Source organism: Nocardia sp. FBN12 (genome assembly GCF_054031145.1).
Genome location: NZ_CM132926.1, coordinates 6,633,578 through 6,658,461, shown reverse-complemented (window position 1 = coordinate 6,658,461; position 24,884 = coordinate 6,633,578). Strand labels below are relative to the sequence as shown.

Sequence of the window (24,884 nt, the reverse complement as noted above, 5' to 3'; positions counted from 1 at the left end):
AGGACATGGAACGACGCGCGGAGACCGCAGGCGACAGCTCGCCGCCATCGATGGCGCGCACCTCGCTGCTGCGCGAGCTGCCTGCGACTCCGCGCGGCCTGCGCACCAGGACCGCACTGATCGACGCGGGCCGGAAGGTGTTCGAGCGCATGGGGTATCTCGATGCCCGGCTCCTGGACATCACCCAGGAAGCCAACTGCTCCTCGGGCACCTTCTACACCTATTTCGCCAGCAAAGAGGAGATCTTCGCGGCCATCCTGGAGCACGCCCAGGAAGACATGATGCATCCGGGAATGGAGCATGTGGCCGGCGACAACGATCCCGTGTCGATCGTCGAAGCCAGCAATCTGGCCTACTTCGAGGCCTACAAGCGCAACGCGAAGTTGATGGGGCTGCTCGAGCAGGTCGCCAATATCGACCCCGAGTTCAGCAAGCTCCGCCAGGAACGAGCCGACGCGTTCATCCACCGCAACGCCCGCAGCATCGCCGATCTCCAGCGGCGCGGCCTCGCCGATCCCGAGCTGGATCCGATGCTGTCGTCGCGGGCGTTGTCAGGGATGGTCAGCAGGCTGGCCTTCAACTATTTCGTCACCGGTGACGGGGTCCTCGACGGCAAGGCGCGCCCGGTCGAGGAGATCGTCTACACGGTCACCCGGCTGTGGGTGAACGCACTGCGGATGCCGGTCACGAGCTGACCGGGCCGATACGCGAAAAAATCCCCCCACCACGTCAATGGTGAGGGGATCGAAGGTGGCCAGAGCCGGGATCGAACCGGCGACCTACCGCTTTTCAGGCGGTCGCTCGTACCAACTGAGCTACCTGGCCGGAAGTACCGGATTGCTCTGGTACTACGTGCGACCCTGACGGGACTCGAACCCGCGACCTCCGCCGTGACAGGGCGGCGCGCTAACCAACTGCGCTACAGGGCCATGCTTCTGCAGTACTGCTAGACACAGTCCGAAGACTGTACCCCCTACGGGATTCGAACCCGCGCTACCGCCTTGAAAGGGCGGCGTCCTAGGCCGCTAGACGAAGGGGGCTCGTTCCGAATCTCTCCGGGGCGGCTTCAACGTTTCCGTTGGGAGCTCGCATAGCTTATGACAGGTGAGTGCGGACTTCCAAATCGCCTGGTCAGGCGCCCAAACCGAGGTCATCCAGGCGTGCTTGCTCGCGCCAGCCCTCGGTGCGGAAGTTCTGGATCCACACCGGGGTGGCCATCGCCTCCACGATAACCTCCAGCACCTCGGCGAAGCGGGCGCGCAGGTCGGCCGCGGAACCGTTGGCGATCGGGTCGACCAGATAGCGCTGGCCCGCCAGTGCCGCGGACAGGGTCCGGGTGAAGCGGTCCGGGTCGGCGTCGGCGCGCAGCTGACCGTCGTCGATGGCGCGGACCGCGAGCACGCGGGTGGCGCGGCCGACGATGCGGCTGCCGCCGTTACCGGTATCGCGATGGAAGTCGGGTTCGATCACCAGGCGGTACTCGGCTTGCACGATGGTGTCGTGCTCGAGTCGAAGCGCGATCTCGTCGACCATGCCGTGGAGCACGTCGAGTGGGCCGAGGTCGGCGCGCGCGAGCCAGCGCTCCGCGCAGATCCGGTAGCGCTCGACCGCGGTCTCCAGTACCGCGCGCGCCAGGTCTTCCTTGGAGTCGAAGTGGAAGTACATCGCCCCTTTGGTAGCGCGCGAACCTTCCAGAATGCGGTTGAGCGATGCCGCCGCATATCCGCTCTTCCCGAACTCGACGGCCGCGGACTTGATTATCGCCGCGCGTGTCCGGCGCGCCCGCTCTTGCTGCCGTGCCATGCTCGAAACGCCTCCGAACCTTCTCGACGCCGACGGCCAATACAGACCGTTGGCGCGAATTGTGGTTTTAATTCAAACTTTCGGTATGAAAGACTCGCGGTGCCTCGCACAGCGGCCCCGCCACCTGTGAGAACCGCCTCCTCCTGCGGTAGCGACTACCCCTTTGCCGGGAGTTCGCGCACCCATCGCGATCACCTCGGCCTGCAATCGGTCGATGAATTCCGAAACGCCGCACCCTGCACCGGAGCCACGGAAAACGCGGCACCGGTGATTGTTTCGAAATTCACCAGACGATCACCGTACCCGTATTCCCGAGTCGACACGCGGCGATTCGAGTACCCATCCGAACATCCGGTTCGGTTATCCAGATCAGCAAACGAAGCGCAACCGGAATGGTTACATCGGGTACGAATTCCATAGGCGCGCAGCCCGGTTGACCGGCTCACCGGCACCGCCGAAGTTCGCCGAACGGTCGCGAGACCGGCGCCCACCTTGGACCTCTCCATCGCTGCTGCACCCCTGCTCGTCGAAAGATGTTGCGATACAACAGTATTCGACGACCATACGCAACCCCCAGCGTGAACGCCGCTGGGCACCAGGTGTTTACCACCGAATCGTCGGCGGCGTCCGCGTTGTTACCGGCTGCCACCAGCGGCGACCAGGCGCCCCCGACCCGACCCGGGACCACTATTCGGCCCTTCGGCACAGCGTCCGCTAGACTCCGCTGCGCGCCCCTTTAGCTCAGTTGGTAGAGCTGGTGACTTTTAATCACTAGGTCGTAGGTTCGAGTCCTACAGGGGGCACCACGCACCACCACACGTGACCATCGTCACGTGTCGGCGACGTACGCTGAGCTGGACCCGGGCTACCGGGCGCCCACAACCTCAGGCGGAGCCGATGACTTCCTTCGATGATTTGCTCTCCCAAGTTCCCATCGCCCAGATCGCCGACCAGCTCGGTGTCGACCAGGCGACCGCGACAACGGCCGTGCAGGCCGCGCTGCCCACGCTGCTCGGCGGACTCCAGGCCAACGCCGCCCAGCCACAGGGCGCGGCATCACTGCTCGGCGCGCTCGACAACCACGGCGGCCTCGTCGAAGGCGAAGGCGCGGTGGATCTGCGGCAGGTGGATGTCGGTGACGGCGAGAAGATCGTCGACAATGTCTTCGGCGACGAAAAGAACACTGTCATCAGCGCACTCGGCGCGGGCGGCGGAACCGGTGGCAACGATCTGATCGGCAAGCTGCTGCCCATCCTGGCCCCGATCGTGCTCGCCTACATGGCCAAACAGCTCACCGGCGGTGGTGCCGCGGCACCACAGCAGACGCAGGCCTCCGGCGGCGGTCTCGGCGATCTGCTCGGCGGGCTGCTCGGCGGGAGCAGTAACACCGGCGGGCTCGGCGGCATGATCGGCGAGGCGCTGTCGAAGAACGGCAGCGGTGGCCTCGGCGGCCTGCTCGGCGGGAAGCGCTGACACTGTTCATCTACCTGTAGCTAACGTCGCGAGGCCCGCAGCGATAGTCCCTATGCTGCGGGCCGAACGCCTAGACTCGTCAGCACGACCATCGGGCCGATCCGCGAGTTGTGGCGTTGCTCAATATCGCCGGAAAATGGCTCTGTTGCGTTTCGCATCACACCTACGGTGCCGTAAGGTATGGCCGCATCGCGACGTTCGACCGCAAGCACGACAGCGAAGGGTTTTTACATGGCAAGGGATCTGACTCAACTCGAACTGCTCACGGAGTTGGAGCCGGTTGCCGAGGAAAACGTCAACCGCCACATGTCGCTCGCCAAAGAATGGCATCCGCACGACTACGTCCCGTGGGACGAGGGCCGCAACTTCGCCGCCATGGGCGGCATCGATTGGGATCCTGAGCAGTCCAAGCTCAGCGAGGTCGCCAAGGCGGCCATGATCACCAACCTGCTCACCGAGGACAATCTGCCGTCCTACCACCGTGAGATCGCCGAGAACTTCTCCCAGGACGGCGCCTGGGGCACCTGGGTCGGTCGCTGGACCGCCGAGGAGAACCGGCACGGCATCGTGATGCGCGATTACCTGGTCGTCACCCGTGGCGTGGATCCGGTCGCCCTCGAAGAGGCGCGGATGATCCACATGACCAACGGCTTCGCCTCCCCCGCAGAGGTCGACGCGGGCTTCCTGCACTCGGTCGCCTACGTGACCTTCCAGGAACTGGCCACCCGGGTGAGCCACCGCAACACCGGCAAGGTCTGTGACGACCCGATCGCCGACCGCATGCTGCAGCGCGTCGCCGCCGACGAGAACCTGCACATGATCTTCTACCGCAACCTCTGCGGCGCGGCGATGGACCTGAGCCCCGACCAGACCATCGAAGCGATCTCGATGATCGTCGAGAACTTCCAGATGCCCGGTGCGGGCATGCCGAACTTCCGTCGCAACGGCGTACTCATGGCCAAGCACGGCATCTACGACCTGCGCCAGCACCTCGAAGAGGTCGTGCAGCCGGTGCTCAAGAAGTGGAATGTCTTCGACCGCACCGATTTCACCGCCCGCGGCGAGGCCACTCGTGAGCGGCTGGCCGGCTTCCTGGAGAAGCTGGGCGAGGACGTGCTGAAGTTCGAGGAGCAGCGCGACCGGATGCTCGCCCGCGAAGCCAAGAAGCGCGAGATGATCAGCGTCTAGGTCTGCCCAAGTAAAAGCGCCGCCCACCTTCGCAGGTGGGCGGCGCTTTTTGTGCGAGCTACTTGATCGGAAGGGCGCCGTCGGCGCTGCCGACATCGGTGATCTTCCAGGCCTGGCCCGCGTCGACGGTGATGTTGTAGGTGACGGTGTTGCGCAGGCCGTCGGGGTTCTGGGCGTTGGTGGTGCTCACGTCCACGAAGGCGGCGACCTTGTAGACCTCGCCCTCCTGCGAGAGCACCTTCGCGGTGATCGGCGTCGCGGTGGAGGTCCACTTCAGCGGGATGATGATCTGCTCGAGCTTGGCGCCGGTGGCGTCGAACTTCTTCGACAGCTCGGGCGAAGTGCCTGCCTTGAGCTTGGCGACCCAGGCGTTGACGTCCTGATAGTTCAGGCTCGCCGAGCCGACGGAGTAGTCGAGGGCGATCTGCTCGGCCTTCGCGTTGTCGGCGGCCTGGTCCTTCGTGTCGGAGATCTCCGAGCGGGCCGAGCCGAGCAGCACGCCGAGCACGAGCGCGATGATCGCGAGGACGGCGATCACACCGCCGCCGACCAGCGAGGAAACGCGCACGGCGACGGTGCCCTTCGCGGGCTCGGCGGGGGTTTTCGTGAGGTCGGTGGCGCCTTCGTTGCTTTCGGCCATGGGGGTCTTCTTCTCCGATTACGTGGGGACAGCGCACCGCCGGAGGCGACGATGCCAGCTTGTCCAGGCTACTGAGTCGCGAACAATGCTCGTACTGCGAGTAACAGGTAAACCGAGGTGCGCGGTCGTGATGGCGGTCATGACCCGGGCAAAGTCCTCGATGCGCGAGATCGATCACATCGAGCCGGATGAGAGAATGGCAGCCGTGACTACCACGATGCCCCAGGCGCCGACGGCGCTGCGGATCGGGCCCTACCCGGTCGATCCGCCGGTCGTGCTCGCGCCCATGGCGGGCATCACCAACCGCGCCTTCCGCAGACTGTGCCGGGAGTTCGGCAGCGCGACCTCGATCTACGTGTGCGAGATGATCACCGCACGCGCGGTGGTCGAGCGCAACGAGAAGACGCTGCACATGATGTCGTTCGACGCCGACGAGCATCCGCGCTCGATGCAGCTCTACGGGGTGGATCCCAAGACGCTGGGTGAAGCGGTGCGGATCATCGTGGGCGAGGGCTGGGCCGATCACATCGACCTCAATCTGGGCTGCCCGGTCCGCAAGGTGACCAAGCTCGGTGGTGGCTCGGCGCTGCCGTACAAGCGCAGGCTGTTCGCCAATATCGTCCGCGAGATGGTGGCCGCGGCCGAACCCGCCGGCGTGCCGGTGACCTTCAAGTTCCGCGTCGGCATCGATGACGACCACCACACCTACCTCGACACCGGCCGCATCGCCGAGGCCGAGGGCGCTGCCGCCGTGGCGCTGCACGCGCGCACCGCGGCCCAGCTGTACTCGGGCGCGGCCGACTGGTCGGCCATCGCCCGGCTCAAGGAAGCCGTCACCTCCATCCCGGTGCTCGGCAACGGCGATATCTTCACCGCCGACGACGCGCTGCGGATGATGCACGAAACCGGCTGCGACGGCGTGGTTGTCGGCCGCGGCTGCCTGGGCAGGCCGTGGCTGTTCGCCGAACTCAGCGCGGCCCTGCGCGGCGAACCGATCCCCGAGGGGCCGACGCTCGGCCGCGTCGGCGAGATCCTGGTGCGCCACGCCACCCTGCTCACCGAACACGACGGTGAGGACAAGGCCATGCGCGATATCCGCAAGCACATGGCCTGGTACCTGATGGGGTTCCCGGTCGGCTCACAGCTGCGGCGCAGCTTCGCCACGGTGTCGAAGCTGTCGCAGATCGAGGAGCTCGTCGGACAGCTCGACCCGACGGTGCCGTTCCCCACGGACGCGCTCGGTCCGCGCGGTCGGCAGGGTTCGCCGCAGACCAAGGTCGTGCTCCCCGAGGGCTGGCTCGACGATCCCGAGGACGACACCGTCCCCGCGGCGGCCGATGTGATGCACAGCGGCGGTTGAGGACGCGCGGGGGCGCGATCCGGCGCCGATAACAAGCTGACATCAATTCGTAAGCCATCGCTATTTCGGGCCACAGCACGCGCTCGAGCAGGGCTTTCCGTCCGGTCTTCGAGTGTCGCGATCACATCGTCAGCGATTCCGGTGTGCACTGGAGTGGCCACTCGTGGCGGAATCGTTATCATTGCGGGATCGTTCGACTTCGGTTCGAATCGGGGCCGGGCGATGACGCGCAGGCTGCGCCAGATAGAGAAGTGAGGTTCGTTGGTGGGTGACGATCGGCGCGGGCGTACGCCCCGGCCCGGAAATCGCGCCCCCTGGGAGCGCTACCCGACGGCCGAACCCACCGAGCAACCGGAAACCGGCTCGCGACGGTCCCGGCACGCGGACGCGGCGCAGGACGCCGCCCCGCTGACCGTCGCCGACCTCGTCAACCGGGTCGACAGCGAACGCACCCGACGCGGCAGACGCGTGCCCCCCACCGAAAGCGCCGACCCCGACTCGCGTGCGGGCCGCCGCGCCCGCGAACAGGCGCCGCGCCCCACCCCGCGCCCCGATATCGCCCCACGCACCGACGGCTCCCCCGTCGTCGACGACATCGCGGGTACGCCGTCGCATCGCGCCGAATCCCCCGCCGACCGCACCGCAACCACCGCGCTGCCCGCCCAGCCGAACCAGCAGCCGCGCACCGCCGCCCCAGCGCGGCGGGTGGGTCCCGTCGACCCCCCCACCGACATCCTGCCCACGGTCGCCCCCGCCCCTGAGCCCGAGCGGGCAAGGCCGGTCAAAACCGCGTCCGCCGCACCGCCACGTCGGCCGGGCAGTCGCGCGGGTACGAACGACCGCCGGAGCAAGCAGGCACGGTATGCCGGACGGGTCGCGCTGACGGTCGTCGCGGTACTCGCGCTGGTGATCACCGGCGGCGGCTGGAGCTATCTCCAGGCCACCGGCAACAGCCTCAATCAAATCGACGCCCTCGGTGGCGGCGCCTCCGGTGACGTGCTCGACGGCGATATGCAGCTCGGCGACGAGAACTACCTCATCGTCGGCACCGATACCAGAGCCGGCGTCAACGCCGACATGGGCGCGGGCTCGGCCACCGACACCGAAGGCGCCCGCGCCGACACGGCGATGCTGGTGCACATCCCGAAGAACCGTTCGCGCGTGGTGGTCGTGTCGTTCCCGCGTGACCTCGACGTCACCCGCCCGGTGTGCGCGGGCTGGGACAACGAGAAGGCCGCCTACACCGACCAGAAGTTCCCCTCGGCCATGGGCGACAAGCTCAACGCCGTGTACGCCCTCGGTGGCCCCAAATGCCTCGTCGACGTGGTGCGCAAGATGTCGGGCCTGACCATCGGCCACTTCATCGGCATCGACTTCGCCGGTTTCGAGGCCATGGTCGACCAGGTCGACGGTGTCGAGGTGTGCTCGACCAAGCCGATCATCGATGGTGTGCTCGGCCCGGTGCTCGAGACCTCCGGCAAGCAGCGGGTCAACGGCGAGACCGCGCTCAACTACGTGCGCGCCAGGCACGTGATCGGCGAGGAACGCAGCGACTACGACCGGATCAACCGGCAGCAGCGCTTCCTCGCGTCGCTGTTGCGTGGGGCGTTGTCGAGCAAGGTCCTCTTCGATCCTGGCAAGCTCAACGGGTTCATCCAGGAGTTCTCCAACCACACCTTCGTCGACAAGGTGACCCCGCAGGACCTGCTGCTGCTCGGCCGTTCGCTGCAGAAGATGGACGCGGGCGCGGTGACCTTCCTGACCATCCCGACCGCGGGCACCACCGCATACGGCAACGAGATTCCGCGCGAATCCGACATCAAGGCGATCTTCCGCGCCGTCATCGACGATCAGCCGCTGCCGGGCGAGACCAAGGCGCCCGAAGTCGAGAGCTCGGCGCCGTCACCGGCCCCGGTCGCGCCGAAGCAGTACGCGGTGGCCCCCGGCACGATGTCGCTGCTGGTATCCAACGGTTCGGGCACGGCGGGCGCGGCCAAGACCGTCGCCTCCAAGCTCGGCTATCAGGGCTTCGGGATCTACAGCACCGGCAACTACTCCGGCGGCCAGTCGCAGACCTCCAAGATCCGTTTCGCCGCTGGGCTGGAGGCCGAGGCGGCCACCGTCGCGAGCACCATCCCCGGCGCGGTCCTGGAACAGGCCAACGAGCTGGGCAGCATCATCGAAGTGGTGGTCGGTGCCGATTTCGGCGGCACGGTCCGCACTGCTACCGCGGTCGGCGCGGAACTGCCGAACGTGCCGATCGGTGAGCCGCACAGCGCGGGTCCGGTCGCGCTGCCGTCCGATCTCGAGCACATGAACGCCGCCGACGACACCTGCAAGTAGGCGTTACCTCCGCTGACCTGCCATGACACTGCCACGCGGCATTAACCCGGTGTTGGGTGACAGGGGTCCGGGTACCCACTAGGGTTTGCAATCATGCGTGTCATCTACAACGAGCAAATGGCCGACCTCGCCAACCTCCTTGGTGAGATGGCCGGTCTCGCTGGCCAGGCCATGGAACAGGCCACCCAGTCGCTGCTCCAGGCCGACCTGGGTCTGGCCGAGCAGGTCATCGGTGAGCAGGATCAGATCTCGGTGATGATCACCGAGGCCGAGGAGAAGGCCTTCGCGCTGCTCGCCCTGCAGGCCCCCGTCGCGGGCGACCTGCGTCAGGTCGTCAGCGCGATCCAGATCGTCGCCGATGTCAACCGGATGGGCGCGCTCGCGCTGCACGTCGCCAAGGTGACCCGCCGCCGCCACCCCGCCCACGCCCTGCCCGAGTCGGTCAACGGCTACTTCGCGGAGATGGGCCGCATCGCGGTCAACATGGGCGCGGGCGCCAAAGAGGTGCTCGAGACCCGCGACCCCGAGCGCGCCGCCCAGCTCAACCAGGACGACGAGGCGATGGACGACCTCCACCGCCACCTGTTCACCCTCCTGATGGACCGTGACTGGAAGTACGGTGTGGCCGCCGCTGTGGACGTCACCCTGCTCGGCCGCTACTACGAGCGCTTCGCCGACCACGCCGTGGAGATCGGCCGCCGCGTGATCTTCCTGGTCACCGGTGTCCTCCCAGGTGACGAGGACCTCGAAACCAGCTGAGAGCTGTCCCGGCTCCCCGCGTATTCAGGCCAGACCTGAGTCGCGGGGAGTTTGCGTCGGCGGCCGGACTGTTGTCGCGGGTCAGGTCCGCCTGCACCCGGCGAGTTACCGATGTGCGGACGAAATCTCTTGTCCTGCAACGCGAAAGGCCCGTGCAGTCGCTGCACGGGCCTTTCGCGTATTCACTTCTTACCCGAAGCGGCCGGAGATGTAGTCCTCCGTGGCGCGCTGGGTGGGGTTGGAGAAGATCTTCTCGGTGTCGTCGATCTCGATCAGACGGCCGGGCTTGCCCTGCGCCTCGAGGTTGAAGAAACCGGTCTGGTCACTCACGCGGGCGGCCTGCTGCATGTTGTGCGTGACGATGACGATCGTGAACTCTTTCTTGAGCTCGGTGATCAGGTCCTCGATCGCCAGGGTGGAGATCGGGTCCAGGGCCGAACACGGCTCGTCCATCAGCAGGACGTCGGGCGAGACCGCGATGGCGCGGGCGATGCACAGACGCTGCTGCTGACCACCGGAGAGGCTGCCACCGGGCTTGTCGAGCCGGTCCTTGACCTCGTTCCAGAGGTTGGCGCCCTTGAGCGAGCGCTCGGCGACCTCGTCGAGTTCCTTCTTGTTGCGCACGCCCTGCAGCTTGAGCCCGGCCACCACATTGTCGCGAATCGACATGGTGGGGAACGGGTTCGGGCGCTGGAACACCATGCCGATGGTGCGGCGCACGCCGACCGGGTCGATCGAGGAGCTGTAGATGTCCTCGCCGTCGAGCAGCACGGCACCTTCGACGCGAGCGTTCGGGGTCACCTCGTGCATGCGGTTGAGCGAGCGCAGCACGGTGGACTTGCCACAGCCGGAGGGACCGATGAAGGCGGTGACGCTGCGCGGCAGCACGGTCAGTTCCACATTCGCCACGGCGTGGAAGCTGCCGTAATAGATGTTGAGATCTTTGACGTCGATCCGCTTGGCCATGAGAAGTATTCCGTTCGCTTCTATCGGTTCCGGGTGAGCAGCTTGTTGACGCCGGCGGCAGCCAGGTACAGCAGGGCGATCATGAGGATCAGCGTGAACGCCGCACCCCAGACACGTTCGCGGCCGGCGGCCTCCGGGTTGGCCAGCTCTTGGTAGATCAGCAGCGGCAGCGAAGCCATGTTGCCGTCGAAGATGTTCTGGTTGATCGACTTGCTGTAGCCGACCAGCACGAGCACCGGCGCGGTCTCACCCATGACGCGGGCCACGGAGAGCAGGATGCCGGAGATCATGCCGGGCGCGGCCGTGGGAATGACGATCCGCAGGATGGTCTTCCACTTCGGCACACCGAGCGCGTAGGACGCCTCACGCAACTCGTCGGGCACCAGCTTCAACATTTCCTCGGTGCTGCGCACCACGACCGGCAGCATCAGCAGCACCAGCGCGAGCGAGACGGCGAAGGAGCTCTGCGGCATGCCGAAAGTGGCGATCCAGAGCGCGAAGATGAACAGTGCGGCGACGATCGAGGGCACACCGGCCAGAATGTCAACCATGAAGGTGGTGACCTTCGCGAGTCGACCGCGACCGTATTCGACCAGGTAGACCGCGCCCATGATGCCCAGCGGCACCGCGATCACGGAGGCGACCGTCGCCTGGACGATGGTGCCGTAGATGGCGTGGTAGACACCGCCACCGGTCTGGTCGGGCAGGATGCCCTTCTGCGAATTGAACCACCAGTCCGACGAGATGACCGCGGTGAAACCCTTGCTGATCACCAGGCCGAGCACCCACACCAGGGGGATCAGCGCGATGAGGAAGCAGAGGGTCACCAGGCCGGTGGCGATGTTGTTCTTGATCCGCCTGCCGGTACTGACGTGCCGGAAGGTCGGCGCCTTGAGCGGCTTGTCGAGCGTCGTCGTGGTGGTCATCAGCCGTTCACCTTTCCACCGGAGGCCAGGCGGGCCAGCGCGTTGACGACGAAGGTCAGCGCGAACAGAACGAAGCCGGCCGCGATATAGGCGCCGGTGGGCAGCGGTGAACTGAACTCCGAGGCCGCCGAGGCGATCTTGGAGGCGAAGGTGTAGCCGCCGTCGAACAGCGACCAGGTACCCGCGTTGCTCGCGGTACGCAGCACGACAAGGACGGCGATCGTCTCACCGAGGGCGCGGCCGAGGCCGAGCATGGAACCCGCGATCACACCGCTGCGGCCGTAGGGCAGCACGGTCATCCGCACGACTTCCCACTTGGTGGCGCCGAGCGCCTGCGCGGCTTCGATGTGCGCGCGGGGCGTGAGCGCGAACACCTCGCGGGCCACCGAGGTGATGATCGGCAGGATCATCACCGCGAGCACGACGCCCGCGGTGAAGATGGTGCCGCCGCCCGCGATCGAGACATTGCCGTCGGAGAACAGGAAGAACCAGCCAAGGTTCTCGTTCAGGAATTCCTGCACCGGCGCGATCTGCGGCGCCAGCACGAGGAAGCCCCACAGACCGAACACGATCGAGGGCACCGCGGCGAGCAGGTCGATCAGCATCGTGAACGGCCTGCCGAGTCGCGACGGCGCGTAGTGCGTCAGGAACAGCGCGATACCGACACCGATCGGCACCGCGACGATGAGCGCGAACACCGAGCTCAAGACCGTGACCATGAACAGGTCGCGGATACCGAAGCGGAGATTGTTGGCGTCACCGGTCGAGAACTCGGTGCTGGTGAAGAAGTTGGCGTTGTCGGCCATGAGCGAGGGGACCGCGCGGATCAGCAGGAACAGCGCGATCAACGCGATGGCGGCGACGATCGTCGCGCCCGCCGCGGTGGCCGTCCACCGGAAGATCGTCTCGGCGTTCAGGCGGCCGGTACGACCCCCGTCAGGGGCCTTGTCGATTTTCGGTTCGGTCGGCATATTCGCAGTATCTCCGGCCGCCCGTGGGCCCGTCGAATTCGACGAGCCCACCGCGGTCACCTCAGGGTGCATGGTCATGGCCAGAAAGCGATCAGGAAATGGCGTTGATCGCGGTGGTCAGCTTGGTCTTGAACGCGTCGGGCAGCGGCACGTAGCCTGCCTCGGTCAGACCGGACTGGCCGTTGGTGACGGCCGAGGTCAGGAACGCCTTGACGGCCTTGCTGGTCTCGGCGTCGGCGTACTTGGAGCACACGACCTCGTAGGTGGCCATGACGATCGGGTACGAGCCGGCGACGGTCGGCTTGTAGAACGAGCTGGTGTCGAGGACCAGGTCGTTGCCCTCGCCCTTGACCTTCACGCCGTCGATGGCCTTGGCGGCGGTCTCGGCCGACAGCTTCACCGGGTCCTTGCTCGCGGAGGTGATGATCTGCGAGATGGACAGGTTCTGCGCCTTGGCGAAGGACCACTCGTTGTAGGTGATCGAGTTCTTGGTGTTCTTGATCGCGGCCGAGGTGCCCTCGTTGCCCTTGGCGCCTTCACCGACGCCACCGTTGAAGGTCTTGCCGCCGCCCTTGCCCCACGCGCCGTCCGAGGCCGCGTCGAGGTAGAGCTGGAAGTTGTCGGTGGTGCCCGACTCGTCGGAGCGGAAGATCACGGCGATCTTCTCCGAGGGGAGCTTGGCGTTGGGGTTGAGCGCCTTGATCTCGGGGGCATCCCAGGTGGCGACGGAGCCGTTGAACACCTTGGCGGCGGTCGGGCCGTCGAGCACCAGGTCGGTGACGCCGTCGACGTTGTAGGTGATGGCGATCGGGCCGAAGACGGTCGGCAGGTTCCACGCGGGGGCGCCGCAACGCTCCGCGGCCTTGGCCGGCTCTTCCTTCTTGGAGCTCAGCGCCGAGTCGGAGCCACCGAAATCGGTCTGGCCGCCGAGGAACTCGTTGACGCCCGCGCCCGAGCCACTGGAGGTGTAGTTGAGGGTGAAGCCGTCGCAGTTGGCCTCGTACGCGGCGACGAAACGCTCCATGGCGTTCTTCTGCGACGAAGCACCCGACGCCTTGAGCGCCTTCTTGCCACCGCAAGCGACGCTGGTGTTGGCCGCGTTGCTCGGATCGCCACCGGTGTTGTCGTCACTGCCACAGGCGGCCAGGGTCATGGCGCCCACGGCGAAGACGCCGACCAGGGCACTGGTGCGCTTGAAGTTCACTTTTCCTCCGACAATGCTGGGTGTCTCACTCGGTCCCTCACCGGCCCGAGTGAGGCTGGCTGGCGCTCGCTGTCCCGGAGGAATGCGCGCACCAGGCGACGACGGTGCCGCCCAGAAGTAACCTAAGGTCGTCCGGTTGACAGTTGGCCCGATGTGGGTTAACGGAGAATGAACAGCCCGGCGCGATCAGTGCCCTGTATGTGACGTTAGCCCCAGTTTTACTCGCGCTTACCCGGTCATCCTCGCAATATTCTCCTGGCGCCCGAGAATTCATCTCGCATGTGAGGTGTCTCGCATCAGGGCAGCGAGTACGCGACATCGACGTGGGCGGTGGCGAATCCGAGCTTGGTATAGGTGTGCACGGCGGCGGTGTTGTCGGCCTCGGTGTAGAGCAGGACTTCGGTGGATCCAGCCGCGCGCAGGTGCCGCAGACCGGCCAGCGTGAGCAGTCGGCCGAGGCCACGCCCCTGCGCCGACGGGTCGATGCCGACCACGTACACCTCACCGGCGGGCGCGGCGTCGGGAGCCTGTTTGGTCCAGTGGAAACCGAGCAGGCGGTCGGGGTCGGCGGCGTCGAAAGCCAGAAACAGACCGGCCGGTTCGAACCAGGATTCCGCGCGGCGGGCGGCGATATCGCGCTCGGCCCAGCCGCCCTGCTCGGGATGCCAGGCGAACGCCGCGTTGTTCACGCGCAGGAGCTCGAGGTCGTCCACGGGGCCCGCGTAGGTGCGCACGATGAGGTCTTCGGGGATCTCGAGTTCCGGTAGCTCCGGAGTTGCCAGCGAGCGGCGCATCTGCCACAGCTCACGGGCCGTTTTCAGGCCGAGGCCGGTTGCCAGCGCCCTGGCCGCGGGCAGGTCACCGTGTGCCCACACTCGCGCGCCCGGTCCACCCTCGGTCAGCGCGGCGCGGACCAGATCCGCGCCGATGCCTGCCCCCCGCGCGGCCGGGGCGACGGCGACCTCGGCCATCGCGGGGTGTTCGTCATGTGCCGCAACAAGATTCGCGTAGCCGACCACCTCGCCCGCGCGTTTCGCGAGCACATGCCTTGTCGACGGGTCAGCCTCGGCCAGCGACAGCACAGCTTGCTCGGAGACCGGGGCGACACCGTCGATGCCGGCGGCGCGTTCGAGCAGTTCGCGCACCTTTTTCGCGGTGCCGGGCTCGACCCGATCGGTCCAAGTCAAGGTTGCTGTGTCCGGCATCGCCATCCTCCTCGGTGTGCGGCCGGGTCCACCGCGCGGTCGGCCCGAGCGCTGGTGCTGCACCCCGACCACCGTATTGCGACGCGCCGACCGGCGCCACCACACGGTGTCGACCTGCTACCGCGCAGCGCCGACCGTGTTACTGCGCGGTGCCGTTGACCGGGACGTAGGAGTCGTCGCCGTCGATGTCCTCGTCGACGAAGGTCACCGCGGGCTCGCCCTTGGCTGTCGCAGTCCGGGCCGGGCGCACGGCCTTGTAGCCGACATTGCGCACGGTGCCGATCAGCGACTCGTACTCGGTGCCGAGCTTGGCGCGCAGGCGTCGCACGTGCACGTCGACGGTGCGGGTGCCTCCGAAGAAGTCGTAGCCCCAGACCTCCTGCAGCAGCTGCGCGCGGGTGAACACCCGGCCCGCGTGCTGTGCGAGGTACTTGAGCAGCTCGAATTCCTTGTAGGTGAGGTCGAGCGGGCGACCACGCAGGCGCGCGGTGTAGGTGCCCTCGTCGATCACCAGCTCACCCAGGGTGATCTTGCCGGTGTTCTCCGGGCTGGCGACCCCACCGTTGCGCCCGACCAGCAGCCGCAAGCGCGCGTCGAGCTCGGCGGGCCCGGTGCCGGGCAGCAGGATGTCGTCCAGGCCCCAGTCCGCGTTGACGGCCACCAGGCCGCCCTCGGTGAGGACCGCGACCACCGGCACCGAGGACCCGGTGCTCCCGAGCAGCCGGCACAGACCGCGCGCGGCGGCCAGGTCGGTGCGGGCGTCGACCAGCGCGACATCCGCGCTGCTCGCCTCCAGCAGGGACGACACCTCGGTCGGCGCGGGCCGGACGTTGTGCGCCAGAAGCGTCAACGACGGCAGGACCGCATCCGGGTTGGGGTCGGAGGTCAGTAGGAGCAGCTCCATGGGGCTCTCCTCCTATCTCGTTGCTCCGCGGACGACAGCAGCCGCGTAGCTACGTCGCCGAAACACAGGTTAAGTCGTGTGCAACATTAGCGCCTACACAGCCACTACCTCGCAACACGGCGTCCATTTTGTGTCGTTCGCTCCGGTCCCGGTCGCGGGCCGTCCCGCTTCTGGACTGAGTGGAGGGTGCGACGAAGGAGTACCCGGGGGGAGGGAAGAAGTGGGACCAGGGGCCCGCGACCCGCGGCGCCAGCCGCTAGTGTCACGGCATGCGCAAGCTGATCATCGGGCTTCTCTGCCTGGCCGGTTTGGCGGTGGTCATCGATTTCGGCACCGCCGCCTACACCGAGTACCACGTCTCCCGGCAACTGCGGACAGGCGCGGATCTGTCCGCCGATCCGGAAGTCACGTTCCACGGGTTCCCGTTCATCGCCCAGGCGATGAACGGCCGCTACGACGACGTGACGATCCGCGCCCGTGGCGTGCGCCCCGACATCCCCGGCGAGGTCGGCATCGAGGCGAAGCTGCAGGGCTTGCACGCCCCCGCGGGTGAGTTGCTCGACGGCGCGGCGCGCAATGTGCAGGTCGACCGGATCGACGCGTTGATGCGTTTCGAGCCGACCGAGCTCGGCAAACTGTTCGGCATCCCGGACCTGCAGGTCCACACCCCGCCCGCCGACAAGTCCGACGGCACGGGCGGCTCCGGCGGCTCCGGGATGACCACCGCGGGCGTGCTCGTTCTCAAGGGCACCTTGCCGACCGCGGCGAACGGTCGTGTTCTCCCCGCGGGCGTCACCCCGTCCAGTTCCGCGACGCGCGTCCCGGTGCAGATCCAGGCCGACCTGCTGCTCGAGGGCGACACGGTTCGCATCCAGGCGACCGGTTTCTACACCGACACCACCGGCCCCGTCGACACCACCGCCGCCGTGACCACCGATTCGAAGATCCCCGAGACCGATCACGCCGCGGTCCTCGCCCGGTTCAGCCGTACGATCGATATCAAGGAGTTGCCGTTCGGCGTCGCACCGAATGAGGTGTCGGCGCTCGGCGGCCAGATCGTTGTCGAGGGTGTCGGCCGCAATGTCACCATCGACCTGGACCGATTGCAGCAACCATGATCGAGTTAGCCATTCTGGCCGTCGTCATCGCGGCCGCTGTCGCGGTCGGCGTGTACCTCTCGCGCAGGCAGGGACAGGTTCGTCCCGCCACCCTCGACCCCGAGACCGAGCAGCGCGCACGCTTGCTCGGCGCCGCGGGCGTGACCGGCGAGGCCCCTGCGGTACTGCACTTCTCGGCCGACTGGTGCGGCCCGTGTGACGCTGTCCGCCGGGTCGTCGCCGGCGTCACCGCCGAGCTGTCCGAATCCCCGAATGCCCCGCGCGACATCGAGGTCGATATCGACGCCGACCCCGCGCTGGCCCGCGAACTCAACGTCCTGTCGCTGCCGACCACCTTCGTCTTCGACGCCGAAGGCAAGGAACGCTTCCGCATCTCCGGCGTCCCGAAAGCCGGCGACCTCCGCACCGCCCTCGAACCCCTGACGGTGTAGTTTGGCGGCTGGCGCCGCGGGTTTGCGGCCTCTGGTCCCGGTTCTTCCCTCCCTCCGGGCACTCCTTCGTCGCACCCTCCACTCAGTCCAGAACCGGGACGGCCGCAAACCAGGGCGACGGCTGGCGCCGGTACTGAGCCCAGGACGGTCGACAACTGTGATCCAGCCCCCTATTCAGGGGGCCCGAGACATTCCCCGGGGAGACCGGGTAAACTACTTCTCGTGCAAACCGACCACGAGCTGATGCTCACCCGACGCCGCACAGTTGACCTGTGTCGCCTCGGTGGTTGTTGCTGCCTGTGCTGCTGACCGATCGGCTTTTTCTCTCCCGAGATTTCTGACGTCGATCTATGCCCGCCGTGCGAGTGATCCCTCGGATCCCCCGGTGACCAGGCAGATCCTTGACTTACTGACAAGCCCAGGAGTTCGCACAATGACCAATTCCTCGCAATCCCCACCTCGCGTCGACGTTCGCGGGCCGCGTTTCGTGGCCTGGATCACCACCGGCGTGCTCGTACTCGTGCTCGCAGTCAGTGCCTTCTCGCCCGCCGCGGCCGCGATCCTGATCGGCCTGCAGGCCGTCGTCTTCGCGATCGGCGCGGTCGCGGGCCCTGCCAAGCACCCCTACGGCCGGATCTACGCCGCGCTCGTCGCGCCGCGAAACGGTCCGCCCACCGAGACCGAGCCCGTGCCCCCGCTGCGTTTCGCGCAAGCGCTCGGCTTCGTGTTCGCCGGTCTCTCCCTGCTGGGCTTCGCGCTCGGCTCCTCGATCGTCGGCGCGGTGTTCGCCGGCTTCGCCCTGTTCGCGGCGTTCTTGAACGCGGCGTTCGGGGTCTGCCTGGGTTGCCAGATCTACCCACTGGTCGCCCGCTTCCGCCGGTCACCAGCCCCGGCACCGAACTGACCCCCTTGCACGTCATCTCTGAAAGGAACAACATGGCTCGCTCCGATGTCCTGGTCTCCGTTGACTGGGCCGAAGAGAACCTCAACGCCCCCGGCGTCGTCTTCGTCGAGGTCGACGAGGACACCTCCGCCTACGAGGGTGGCCACATCGAAGGCGCCATCCGCCTTGACTGGAAGACCGACCTGCAGGATCAGGTTCGTCGCGACTTCGTGAACCAGGAGCAGTTCTCCGACCTGCTCTCGGCGCGCGGCATCAGCAACGACGACACCGTCGTGCTGTACGGCGGCAACAACAACTGGTTCGCGGCCTACGCCTACTGGTACTTCAAGCTGTACGGCCACAACGACGTCAAGCTCCTCGACGGCGGCCGTAAGAAGTGGGAACTCGACGGTCGTCCGCTTTCGCGTGACGCGGTCTCGCGCCCGGCCACCCAGTACAAGGCCGCCGCGCCCGACCTGAGCATCCGCGCCTTCCGTGACGAGGTCATCGCGGCCATCGGCACCAAGAACCTGGTCGACGTGCGCAGCCCCGACGAGTTCTCGGGCAAGATCCTCGCCCCCGCGCACCTGCCGCAGGAGCAGAGCCAGCGTCCCGGCCACATCCCGGGCGCGATCAACGTGCCGTGGAGCAAGGCCGCGAACGAGGACGGCACCTTCCGCAGCGACGCCGACCTGGCCGAGCTGTACAAGGATGCGGGCCTGGACGGCGAGAAGGAGACCATCGCCTACTGCCGCATCGGCGAGCGTTCCTCGCACACCTGGTTCGTGCTGCAGGAGCTGCTCGGCCACCAGAACGTCAAGAACTACGACGGCAGCTGGACCGAATACGGTTCGCTCGTCGGTGCGCCTATCGAGTTGGGAGCGTAATCAATATGTGTGCAGCACCTACCCAGGGTCAGGCCATTCCGGCCGGCGTCGACGTGGAGAAGGAAACGGTCATCTCCGGCCGTGTCCTGAGCACCGACGGCCAGCCCGTCGGCGGCGCGTTCGTGCGCCTGCTCGACGGCAACGGTGATTTCACCGCCGAGGTCGTCGCCTCGGGCACCGGTGACTTCCGCTTCTTCGCCGCGCCGGGTTCGTGGACCCTGCGCGCGCTGAGCTCGTCGGGCAACGGCTCGGCCGAGGTCAGCCCCGAGGGCGCGGGCATCCACTCCGTGGACGTCGCGGTCGCCAAGTAAGACCTCACAACGGCCCTGGTAGTTCCTGTGCGGGAACTACCAGGGCCGTTTTCGTATCTGTCGCGCGCAGTAGCTAGACTCCGAATGTGGTCATCTTCTTCGAGGTACTCCTTGTCGCCGTGTCGATTCTCATCGGCTGGTTCGGCCTGTACGTCTTCTACCGGCTCTTCACCGAGTCATGAGCGGGCTCGCCGGCGAAGGTAACGACAAGGCCGAGCGAGCGAGCACAGAGCAAGACGCTCCGGCCGAGCGTCGTAGCGGCGACGAAGCAGTCAACGTCGCCGCCGAACGAGCGAAAGAAACCGGCGCCCGAAACATTTCGGTGCTGCCCGGTCTCCCCCTGCCCGAGGACACGGCCAATCTGCGCCTCGGCCCGGATCTGAATCACGCCATGCTGGCCCTGCTGCCGCTGGTCGGTGTGTGGCGCGGCGAGGGCGAAGGCCACCACCCCACCGAGGGCGGCTACCACTTCGGCCAGCAGATCATCGTCTCCCATGACGGCGGCGACTACCTGGCCTGGGAATCACAGACCTGGCGACTCGACACCGACGGCAAGTACACCGGCCCCGACCTGCGCGAGAGCGGCTACTGGCGGGTCGGCGGTGAGGGCACCGACGAGCTGCTCGAACTCCTGCTCACCCACAGCAACGGCGTCATCGAGCTCTACTACGGCAAGGCCCGCAACCAGGCCTCCTGGGAACTCGCCACCGACGTCTCCATCCGCAGCACCTCCGGCGCGGTGGTCGGCGGTGCGAAACGCCTCTACGGCATCGTCGACAACGGCGACCTCGCCTACGTCGAAGAGCGCGTAGACCCCGACGGCGCACTGGTCCCCCGCCTGTCGGCGCGGCTGGCCCGCTACATCGGCTGAGATTTTCGCGAACTCCCCCATCCGGATCGCTCTGGGCGGGGGAGTTCGCGTCTGGAAATGGAGCGACCCCCGAGCCGTTCCACTGCGTTCGGTGAACACGATGGTCCCGGTCGGATCGTCCGGGGGCTCGGGGGTCGGGTACCTGCTTGGGATTCGCTCTCAGCACCGCTGGGGGGATCCCACAGTGGTGCTGCTAGCGAGCAGCCACCTCACGCATCCGTTGAACATACATTCTTCAGACCACCTCCTCTCTTGTGTACTGATGAATCTAGCCCCACCCCCCAACCTCGGCAATCGAATTAATTGCCGTTCTGACCTGGCAATCTGAGACCTAACCCGACCAGTCTGCTCCGCGACCACGCGCGTGAAGTAGACCAAGCCGCTCAGCGAAGGAAGTCGATAACCACGACACATTCGCCGTCGTACCTATCGAGGTCGTCGACTAGCCAGCTTTCGTCGGGCCGGATCCGATGAAACCTGAACGTGCCGTTGGTTTCGTTGGTCGCGATGATGCATCGCAGCGGAATCGGCGTGCTCAGTTCACCGGCCAGTCGCCCGACTCCTCGAGCCAGTGCGATCCCTTGTCTCAGCAGAGTTCGCTGCGCGCCGAAGCCGATGATCGGCCCGTCCGCAGAGGTAGTCGCCACCGGCACAAAATCTTCCAGATGCATGCTGGTATGAAGGCATTCCCACCCGGTGAGATCTTGATGGCGTCTCGCCGCGTCATCAGCCTGCGCAGGCACCGGGGCCCAGCACACCACCTCGCCGCGGCATCCGATCCCGGCATCAACCCGTGCCCGCAACCCAGATGCCAAGCCCTCGTTCGGATCCAGCCCCACGAAGCCGCCCTGCACATCGAGCAGTCTCGCTGCTCGATCGTTCATCGTCACTGTCAGCACGTGCAAAGCTATCGCGCGACCGAGGTCGAGCAGACTACGCGAACACTTCCGACAAGGAACCAGCTGTCAGAACCCGCCTGGCCCACAGGTGGAGTTGCTCTGCATCAGCCAGCTGAACCCGCTCGGTCACGGCACCCGGCAACGGACCGAACTTGACCGTCAACTGCTCGACCAGCATCTCGACACGACCCGCCGCGCGCCCACGCGCCTCCCCGCGCGCTTCCAGCCGTTCCGCTGTGGTCATCACAACTTCCTTCGCTCGGGGACCGAGACGATCGGTCAAGGGCTGCAGATCAGCGACGCTCACATCACCGACGATGAACAGATACGTCACCAAAATGTCGAACTCCCGGGCACCCGAAGGACCATCCAACAGCGCCCGCAGCTCGTCAACCACCTCCATGATATCCGAGCCGAGGTGCGGATTACCTGGTCCGATCTTGTGCATGATCAGCATCAGCCGCGCCGCCGGAGTCAACTCGCGTGCCCGCAACGCCGCGACATCCAGTGGGGCGACGTCATCGAGAAGGAACTCGAACCGAGGCAGATACCGATCCAGCAGGCCGCGCGCGGAGCCATCGAGGTCGATCAGATCACCGAGCTGGGTGGGAGCCGTCCAGCGCAGACCCGTATGGGTGCTGTGCACCACAAGCGGGACAACAACGGGAAGCACCTGCGGCGTCGGGTTCTCGTCCAGATGCCGACGCCAGATATTGACCACATAGCTGAGCATCCGGAAGGCCATCAGTTGGTCACTGCACGACTGATGCTCGATCAATATGTAGAGGTAGGCGCCGCGGTCGTCGATCGTGGTCCGGTAGAGGACATCGCTGTACTGCGAACGGAGGTCCTCGGTGATGAAACTGCCCGGCACCAACACCATCCCGTCGAAATCGATGCGAGCGGCGAGCTCGGCATCGATGTTGACCCGGATCTCACTGGCCGCGTCGGCCGCACGACTGAGGACCTGACGAGCGTAGGCATCGTGCGGGTTCGACGGCTTCTTGGTCATAGCGAAACGCTACCTCTCCCGTCCGGCGCGCCGCCAATTAGATCATGTTGCGCAGCACCGCTATTCGACTGAGCACAGGCTTCGTCAGGTCGGACCTGAGCGGTGTCGACTAACAGCGCATCACTGTTCTCCACTACTCACGTCTCATGAAGACAGTGATAGAACCCTCCACAGCAGGCAACGGAATCGGCGAGTCGATCCTCGACGGTAACCTCCTCGATTCGAGGATCCGGAAAGTCCGCAATTACCTCAGCGCCTACACAGCTCACCGAGTCCGCATCCTCGTCTGAAATCGCGCCAAAGACCTCTCCCCATAGGGCGCGGTTGACGGAAAGAACGAGACTGGCTGCGGGTATTGAATTGACCGGTTGCACTACGACGCCGACCTTGATTCGAGGACTTGGTTCAACGTATCGAAACTTGCCATTGGAAACGGCATACCCCACCGCTCGAGGTAACCCGCCTCCCCCCAGGTATCGAGCACGATGCTGCCCACGAGCTGGACCGAGTTGACGAAGTCGATGAGCGACACCACCCCGCTCCATTTCACCCCGCCCTCCTCCCAGGTCGTATCGTCGGTAGCGCCAAAACGTACCAACTGAAGGTATACGCGATCATTTTGAAATGATGCACCGGAGAGAAATGCTCACGTACACCCACCACCGAGGTCGAACGTACAGGTCGCCCAGCCACGTCCGTCCAACTCCCATCCCAACGCAAACGATTTCACTTGGCTCACACCGATATTCCCTACTTCGCTTCCAACCTCGATTTACTGTAGGCGACGCTGAATACCTGCAGTTACGTCAGAATTTCGAAATTCCGTCTCACGGGATTTAATCCGATATGGCGTCAGTGCCACTCGGGCTGCCATGACGCGTGACCATCTATGGTCACAGCGCCGGTGGCGTCGACAGTGACAATCGTGTCGGCGCGGTGGTCGGTGGGGAGTTGGTGGGTGACGACTACGACTGTGCGGTCGGGGTCGACGAGGCCGCTGTTCGCGTCGAGTAGGTCGCGTAGGAGGTGGTCGCCTTCGGTGGCGGACAGGTGCTCGGTTGGTTCGTCGAGGAGCAGGGTGTGGGCGGGGGCGACGAGGGCGCGGGCGAGCAGGATTCGGCGGCGTTGACCGCCCGAGACGGCGGCGGCGCCTGCGATGAGCGAGGTATGGATCCCGTCGGGTAGTGAATCCAGCCAGAGTCCGAGACCGACTGTGCGCAAGGCACTTTCGGCCTCTTCGGTGGTGAGGCTGCCGCGGGCCACGCGCAGGTTCTCCAGGATCGAGGTGCCGAACAGGTGGGCGTCCTCGGCGAAGAAGATGACACCTGCCCGAGGAGTGTCGAAGAGCCCGGCCCAGGCCATGAGCAGCGTCGTTTTCCCCGCGCCGCTGGGCCCGACGACAACTACCCGACGTCCCTCGGGCATCGGCACGGCCAGCGCGCCAGCCATCGTGGCAGATCCACGCACAGCCGCCGTGGCGAGTTCGGCCGCCGCCTGTCGCGCCGGTTCGTCGTCCGGCATCGCGACAGAGCCGGGTTCACCCGCTTCGACGCCGTCCATGACCGGGTTCAACATACTGCGTAAGCGATGGAGCGCGGCCCGGGAAGTGGTGAGGGTGGTCGCGGCGGCGGGGAGGGCGCCGACGGCCTCGAAGGCGGAGAGCGGGACCAGGACGAGCATGGTGAGGGCCATCGGGGTCATGCCGCCGGGTTGCCCTCCGGTCGGCCCGTAGACGGCGATACCGACCAGCAGCGCACCGAACGCGCTGATCCCGATCGAGAGCGGAGTCGCGGCGGCCGCCCACGCGCTCCGCGAGGCAGCCGAATCCTCGGCGACCACCGCTCGGCGGGAAGCCTTGTCCGCCACCGTGATCGCCGCGTCCAATCGCCCCGCGACCCGCAGTTCGGCCGCGTGATCGAGCACGGTGAGCGCTTCGGCGGTGAACTCCGCGCGATCGGCCCGCACCGCCCGCTCGGCCTGCCGCGCGGCCAATGCCGACAACCAAGGCGCGAGCATCCCCGAAACCCCCAGAGCCACGGCCAGAATCACCGCCGCCAACGGTGAGATGATCGCGATCAGCCCGACCGCTGCGATCGACAACACCACAGCCACGGCCACCGGTACCAGTACCCGGACGACCATGGCCCCGAGATCGTCGATATCGACCCCGATGCGCACCAGCACATCCCCACGCCGCATCTCCCGACCCGAATCCGCCGCCCCGTCACGACCGACGACCGACGACCCGGCCCGAGGCGATGTCCGCTCGGCGCTGATCAACGGAGCCGACCCGCTCCGGTCTCGCCACCACCACACGTCGGACTGCGCCAGGGTGCGATACACCGAGGTCCGTGCGGTCGTCATCGCCCGCAACGCCACATCGTGGGTGGCCAGCCGCTCCAGGTACCGGCACAATCCCCGCGAGATACCCAGCGCCCGCACCGCGACCACCGCGACACTCAGATCCAGCACCGGCGGCATCTGCCAGGCCCGCGCGATCAACCACGCGGCCAGCGCCGCCAACCCGAGCCCACTCCCCAACGCCGCGACACCCCACGCGATCGCCACCGCGACCCGCGCGGGCGACAACGTGAGTAGCCGCCACATCTCCCGCACGTCCCGCACGAGGCCGGTGCCTGCTGATCGGTCCTGCCCGTAGGGGGCGCGACCACCCGGTCGCCCGACACCTTCGACCTGGTTCACCCGCCGACCGCGAACATCCTGAACGGC

General features: G+C 66.5%; 24 protein-coding genes and 4 tRNA genes. 14 read left to right on the top strand and 14 right to left on the bottom strand.

Going from position 1 to position 24,884, the window contains the following annotated elements:
- Positions 1-5: 5 nt before the first annotated feature.
- Positions 6-695: a TetR/AcrR family transcriptional regulator gene (locus tag ACWZHB_RS31445; RefSeq protein WP_427905347.1), complete on the top strand. Its 690-nt coding sequence runs from the start codon at positions 6-8 to the stop codon at positions 693-695.
- 56 nt (positions 696-751) lie between these two features.
- Here ACWZHB_RS31445 and ACWZHB_RS31440 read toward each other — a convergent pair.
- The 4 genes from ACWZHB_RS31440 to ACWZHB_RS31425 form a co-directional block, all read right to left on the bottom strand.
- A tRNA-Phe gene (locus ACWZHB_RS31440) sits at positions 752-825 on the bottom strand.
- Between the two features lie 30 nt (positions 826-855).
- A tRNA-Asp gene (locus ACWZHB_RS31435) sits at positions 856-929 on the bottom strand.
- 38 nt (positions 930-967) lie between these two features.
- Positions 968-1,040 (bottom strand) — tRNA-Glu (locus ACWZHB_RS31430).
- 91 nt (positions 1,041-1,131) lie between these two features.
- A complete protein-coding gene (locus tag ACWZHB_RS31425; protein WP_427905346.1) occupies positions 1,132-1,803 on the bottom strand; it encodes a TetR family transcriptional regulator in 672 nt (223 codons plus the stop codon).
- Positions 1,804-2,533: 730 nt separating this feature from the next.
- On the opposite strand from ACWZHB_RS31425, the gene ACWZHB_RS31420 reads away from it, so the two are divergent.
- The 3 genes from ACWZHB_RS31420 (at position 2,534) to ACWZHB_RS31410 (ending at position 4,464) form a co-directional block, all read left to right on the top strand.
- Positions 2,534-2,609 (top strand) — tRNA-Lys (locus ACWZHB_RS31420).
- Positions 2,610-2,700: 91 nt separating this feature from the next.
- Positions 2,701-3,276 carry a DUF937 domain-containing protein gene (locus tag ACWZHB_RS31415; protein WP_427905345.1) on the top strand — a complete coding sequence of 192 codons (576 nt, stop codon included), beginning with the start codon at positions 2,701-2,703 and terminating at the stop codon, positions 3,274-3,276.
- A 231-nt stretch (positions 3,277-3,507) separates the two neighbouring features.
- Positions 3,508-4,464, top strand: coding sequence for an acyl-ACP desaturase (locus ACWZHB_RS31410; protein ID WP_427905344.1), 957 nt, complete (start codon positions 3,508-3,510; stop codon positions 4,462-4,464).
- Between the two features lie 58 nt (positions 4,465-4,522).
- Here ACWZHB_RS31410 and ACWZHB_RS31405 read toward each other — a convergent pair whose 3' ends face one another.
- The gene (locus tag ACWZHB_RS31405; RefSeq protein WP_427905343.1) at positions 4,523-5,104 is read right to left on the bottom strand and encodes a hypothetical protein; all 582 of its coding nucleotides are present in this window, start codon (positions 5,102-5,104) and stop codon (positions 4,523-4,525) included.
- Between the two features lie 196 nt (positions 5,105-5,300).
- On the opposite strand from ACWZHB_RS31405, the gene dusB reads away from it, so the two are divergent.
- The 3 genes from dusB (at position 5,301) to phoU (ending at position 9,566) form a co-directional block, all read left to right on the top strand.
- Positions 5,301-6,464: a tRNA dihydrouridine synthase DusB gene (gene dusB, locus ACWZHB_RS31400; RefSeq protein WP_427905342.1), complete on the top strand. Its 1,164-nt coding sequence runs from the start codon at positions 5,301-5,303 to the stop codon at positions 6,462-6,464.
- 264 nt (positions 6,465-6,728) lie between these two features.
- Complete coding sequence (locus ACWZHB_RS31395) at positions 6,729-8,807, top strand: LCP family protein (RefSeq protein WP_427905341.1); 2,079 nt, start codon at positions 6,729-6,731, stop codon at positions 8,805-8,807.
- Positions 8,808-8,900: 93 nt separating this feature from the next.
- Positions 8,901-9,566 (top strand): phosphate signaling complex protein PhoU, encoded by a 666-nt coding sequence (phoU, locus tag ACWZHB_RS31390; protein WP_427905340.1) that lies wholly within the window; start codon positions 8,901-8,903, stop codon positions 9,564-9,566.
- 189 nt (positions 9,567-9,755) lie between these two features.
- Here the strand turns inward: phoU and pstB are convergent, their stop codons facing one another.
- The 6 genes from pstB to ACWZHB_RS31360 form a co-directional block, all read right to left on the bottom strand.
- Complete coding sequence (pstB, locus tag ACWZHB_RS31385; RefSeq protein WP_056818713.1) at positions 9,756-10,532, bottom strand: phosphate ABC transporter ATP-binding protein PstB; 777 nt, start codon at positions 10,530-10,532, stop codon at positions 9,756-9,758.
- Positions 10,533-10,552: 20 nt separating this feature from the next.
- Positions 10,553-11,458, bottom strand: coding sequence for a phosphate ABC transporter permease PstA (gene pstA, locus ACWZHB_RS31380; protein WP_427905339.1), 906 nt, complete (start codon positions 11,456-11,458; stop codon positions 10,553-10,555).
- On the bottom strand, positions 11,458-12,429 hold the full coding sequence (gene pstC / locus ACWZHB_RS31375; RefSeq protein WP_427905338.1) for a phosphate ABC transporter permease subunit PstC: 972 nt from the start codon (positions 12,427-12,429) through the stop codon (positions 11,458-11,460). Before pstC ends, pstA begins: the two co-directional genes overlap by 1 nt.
- 91 nt (positions 12,430-12,520) lie before the next feature.
- A complete protein-coding gene (gene pstS / locus ACWZHB_RS31370) occupies positions 12,521-13,633 on the bottom strand; it encodes a phosphate ABC transporter substrate-binding protein PstS (RefSeq protein ID WP_427905337.1) in 1,113 nt (370 codons plus the stop codon).
- Positions 13,634-13,929: 296 nt separating this feature from the next.
- Complete coding sequence (gene mshD, locus ACWZHB_RS31365; RefSeq protein WP_427905336.1) at positions 13,930-14,838, bottom strand: mycothiol synthase; 909 nt, start codon at positions 14,836-14,838, stop codon at positions 13,930-13,932.
- Positions 14,839-14,977: 139 nt separating this feature from the next.
- Positions 14,978-15,742: a winged helix-turn-helix transcriptional regulator gene (locus tag ACWZHB_RS31360; RefSeq protein ID WP_427905335.1), complete on the bottom strand. Its 765-nt coding sequence runs from the start codon at positions 15,740-15,742 to the stop codon at positions 14,978-14,980.
- A gap of 269 nt (positions 15,743-16,011) precedes the next feature.
- Here ACWZHB_RS31360 and ACWZHB_RS31355 point away from each other — a divergent pair, with 269 nt between their 5' ends.
- The 6 genes from ACWZHB_RS31355 to ACWZHB_RS31330 all read left to right on the top strand — a co-directional run bounded on the left by ACWZHB_RS31355 (position 16,012) and on the right by ACWZHB_RS31330 (position 20,243).
- Complete coding sequence (locus ACWZHB_RS31355; RefSeq protein WP_427905334.1) at positions 16,012-16,860, top strand: LmeA family phospholipid-binding protein; 849 nt, start codon at positions 16,012-16,014, stop codon at positions 16,858-16,860.
- Positions 16,857-17,291, top strand: a complete 435-nt coding sequence (locus ACWZHB_RS31350; RefSeq protein WP_427905333.1) for a thioredoxin family protein — start codon at positions 16,857-16,859, stop codon at positions 17,289-17,291. The genes ACWZHB_RS31355 and ACWZHB_RS31350 overlap by 4 nt, the downstream gene beginning before the upstream one ends.
- 433 nt (positions 17,292-17,724) lie before the next feature.
- Positions 17,725-18,195, top strand: a complete 471-nt coding sequence (locus tag ACWZHB_RS31345; protein ID WP_427905332.1) for a DUF4395 domain-containing protein — start codon at positions 17,725-17,727, stop codon at positions 18,193-18,195.
- Positions 18,196-18,227: 32 nt separating this feature from the next.
- A complete protein-coding gene (locus ACWZHB_RS31340; protein WP_427905331.1) occupies positions 18,228-19,061 on the top strand; it encodes a sulfurtransferase in 834 nt (277 codons plus the stop codon).
- Between the two features lie 5 nt (positions 19,062-19,066).
- Positions 19,067-19,372 (top strand): DUF1416 domain-containing protein, encoded by a 306-nt coding sequence (locus tag ACWZHB_RS31335; protein ID WP_266297200.1) that lies wholly within the window; start codon positions 19,067-19,069, stop codon positions 19,370-19,372.
- A 178-nt stretch (positions 19,373-19,550) separates the two neighbouring features.
- Entirely contained in the window at positions 19,551-20,243 is a 693-nt protein-coding gene (locus ACWZHB_RS31330; protein ID WP_427905330.1) for an FABP family protein, read from the top strand.
- A 383-nt stretch (positions 20,244-20,626) separates the two neighbouring features.
- Here the strand turns inward: ACWZHB_RS31330 and ACWZHB_RS31325 are convergent, their stop codons facing one another.
- Both ACWZHB_RS31325 and ACWZHB_RS31320 read right to left on the bottom strand, forming a co-directional pair.
- Complete coding sequence (locus ACWZHB_RS31325) at positions 20,627-21,133, bottom strand: hypothetical protein (RefSeq protein ID WP_427905329.1); 507 nt, start codon at positions 21,131-21,133, stop codon at positions 20,627-20,629.
- Positions 21,134-21,176: 43 nt separating this feature from the next.
- Positions 21,177-22,154 (bottom strand): Rpn family recombination-promoting nuclease/putative transposase, encoded by a 978-nt coding sequence (locus ACWZHB_RS31320; protein ID WP_427905328.1) that lies wholly within the window; start codon positions 22,152-22,154, stop codon positions 21,177-21,179.
- A 146-nt stretch (positions 22,155-22,300) separates the two neighbouring features.
- On the opposite strand from ACWZHB_RS31320, the gene ACWZHB_RS31315 reads away from it, so the two are divergent.
- Positions 22,301-22,444 (top strand): hypothetical protein, encoded by a 144-nt coding sequence (locus ACWZHB_RS31315; protein ID WP_427905327.1) that lies wholly within the window; start codon positions 22,301-22,303, stop codon positions 22,442-22,444.
- 562 nt (positions 22,445-23,006) lie between these two features.
- Here ACWZHB_RS31315 and cydC read toward each other — a convergent pair.
- Positions 23,007-24,761 (bottom strand): thiol reductant ABC exporter subunit CydC, encoded by a 1,755-nt coding sequence (gene cydC, locus ACWZHB_RS31310; protein WP_427909364.1) that lies wholly within the window; start codon positions 24,759-24,761, stop codon positions 23,007-23,009.
- Positions 24,762-24,884: the final 123 nt, after the last annotated feature.

What these genes read in the sequence shown, in the direction of transcription:
- ACWZHB_RS31410 (WP_427905344.1), top strand. Translation starts at nt 3,508, where the DNA reads ATGGCAAGGGATCTGACTCAACTCGAACTGCTCACGGAGTTGGAGCCG.
- ACWZHB_RS31350 (WP_427905333.1), top strand. Translation starts at nt 16,857, where the DNA reads ATGATCGAGTTAGCCATTCTGGCCGTCGTCATCGCGGCCGCTGTCGCG.
- pstC (WP_427905338.1), bottom strand. Translation starts at nt 12,429, where the DNA reads ATGCCGACCGAACCGAAAATCGACAAGGCCCCTGACGGGGGTCGTACC.
- ACWZHB_RS31315 (WP_427905327.1), top strand. Translation starts at nt 22,301, where the DNA reads ATGAAGACAGTGATAGAACCCTCCACAGCAGGCAACGGAATCGGCGAG.
- dusB (WP_427905342.1), top strand. Translation starts at nt 5,301, where the DNA reads ATGGCAGCCGTGACTACCACGATGCCCCAGGCGCCGACGGCGCTGCGG.
- ACWZHB_RS31445 (WP_427905347.1), top strand. Translation starts at nt 6, where the DNA reads ATGGAACGACGCGCGGAGACCGCAGGCGACAGCTCGCCGCCATCGATG.
- ACWZHB_RS31320 (WP_427905328.1), bottom strand. Translation starts at nt 22,154, where the DNA reads ATGACCAAGAAGCCGTCGAACCCGCACGATGCCTACGCTCGTCAGGTC.
- ACWZHB_RS31415 (WP_427905345.1), top strand. Translation starts at nt 2,701, where the DNA reads ATGACTTCCTTCGATGATTTGCTCTCCCAAGTTCCCATCGCCCAGATC.
- pstA (WP_427905339.1), bottom strand. Translation starts at nt 11,458, where the DNA reads ATGACCACCACGACGACGCTCGACAAGCCGCTCAAGGCGCCGACCTTC.
- ACWZHB_RS31405 (WP_427905343.1), bottom strand. Translation starts at nt 5,104, where the DNA reads ATGGCCGAAAGCAACGAAGGCGCCACCGACCTCACGAAAACCCCCGCC.
- ACWZHB_RS31425 (WP_427905346.1), bottom strand. Translation starts at nt 1,803, where the DNA reads ATGGCACGGCAGCAAGAGCGGGCGCGCCGGACACGCGCGGCGATAATC.
- ACWZHB_RS31335 (WP_266297200.1), top strand. Translation starts at nt 19,067, where the DNA reads ATGTGTGCAGCACCTACCCAGGGTCAGGCCATTCCGGCCGGCGTCGAC.
- ACWZHB_RS31355 (WP_427905334.1), top strand. Translation starts at nt 16,012, where the DNA reads ATGCGCAAGCTGATCATCGGGCTTCTCTGCCTGGCCGGTTTGGCGGTG.
- ACWZHB_RS31340 (WP_427905331.1), top strand. Translation starts at nt 18,228, where the DNA reads ATGGCTCGCTCCGATGTCCTGGTCTCCGTTGACTGGGCCGAAGAGAAC.
- ACWZHB_RS31330 (WP_427905330.1), top strand. Translation starts at nt 19,551, where the DNA reads ATGAGCGGGCTCGCCGGCGAAGGTAACGACAAGGCCGAGCGAGCGAGC.
- pstB (WP_056818713.1), bottom strand. Translation starts at nt 10,532, where the DNA reads ATGGCCAAGCGGATCGACGTCAAAGATCTCAACATCTATTACGGCAGC.
- phoU (WP_427905340.1), top strand. Translation starts at nt 8,901, where the DNA reads ATGCGTGTCATCTACAACGAGCAAATGGCCGACCTCGCCAACCTCCTT.
- mshD (WP_427905336.1), bottom strand. Translation starts at nt 14,838, where the DNA reads ATGCCGGACACAGCAACCTTGACTTGGACCGATCGGGTCGAGCCCGGC.
- ACWZHB_RS31345 (WP_427905332.1), top strand. Translation starts at nt 17,725, where the DNA reads ATGACCAATTCCTCGCAATCCCCACCTCGCGTCGACGTTCGCGGGCCG.
- ACWZHB_RS31360 (WP_427905335.1), bottom strand. Translation starts at nt 15,742, where the DNA reads ATGGAGCTGCTCCTACTGACCTCCGACCCCAACCCGGATGCGGTCCTG.
- cydC (WP_427909364.1), bottom strand. Translation starts at nt 24,761, where the DNA reads ATGTGGCGGCTACTCACGTTGTCGCCCGCGCGGGTCGCGGTGGCGATC.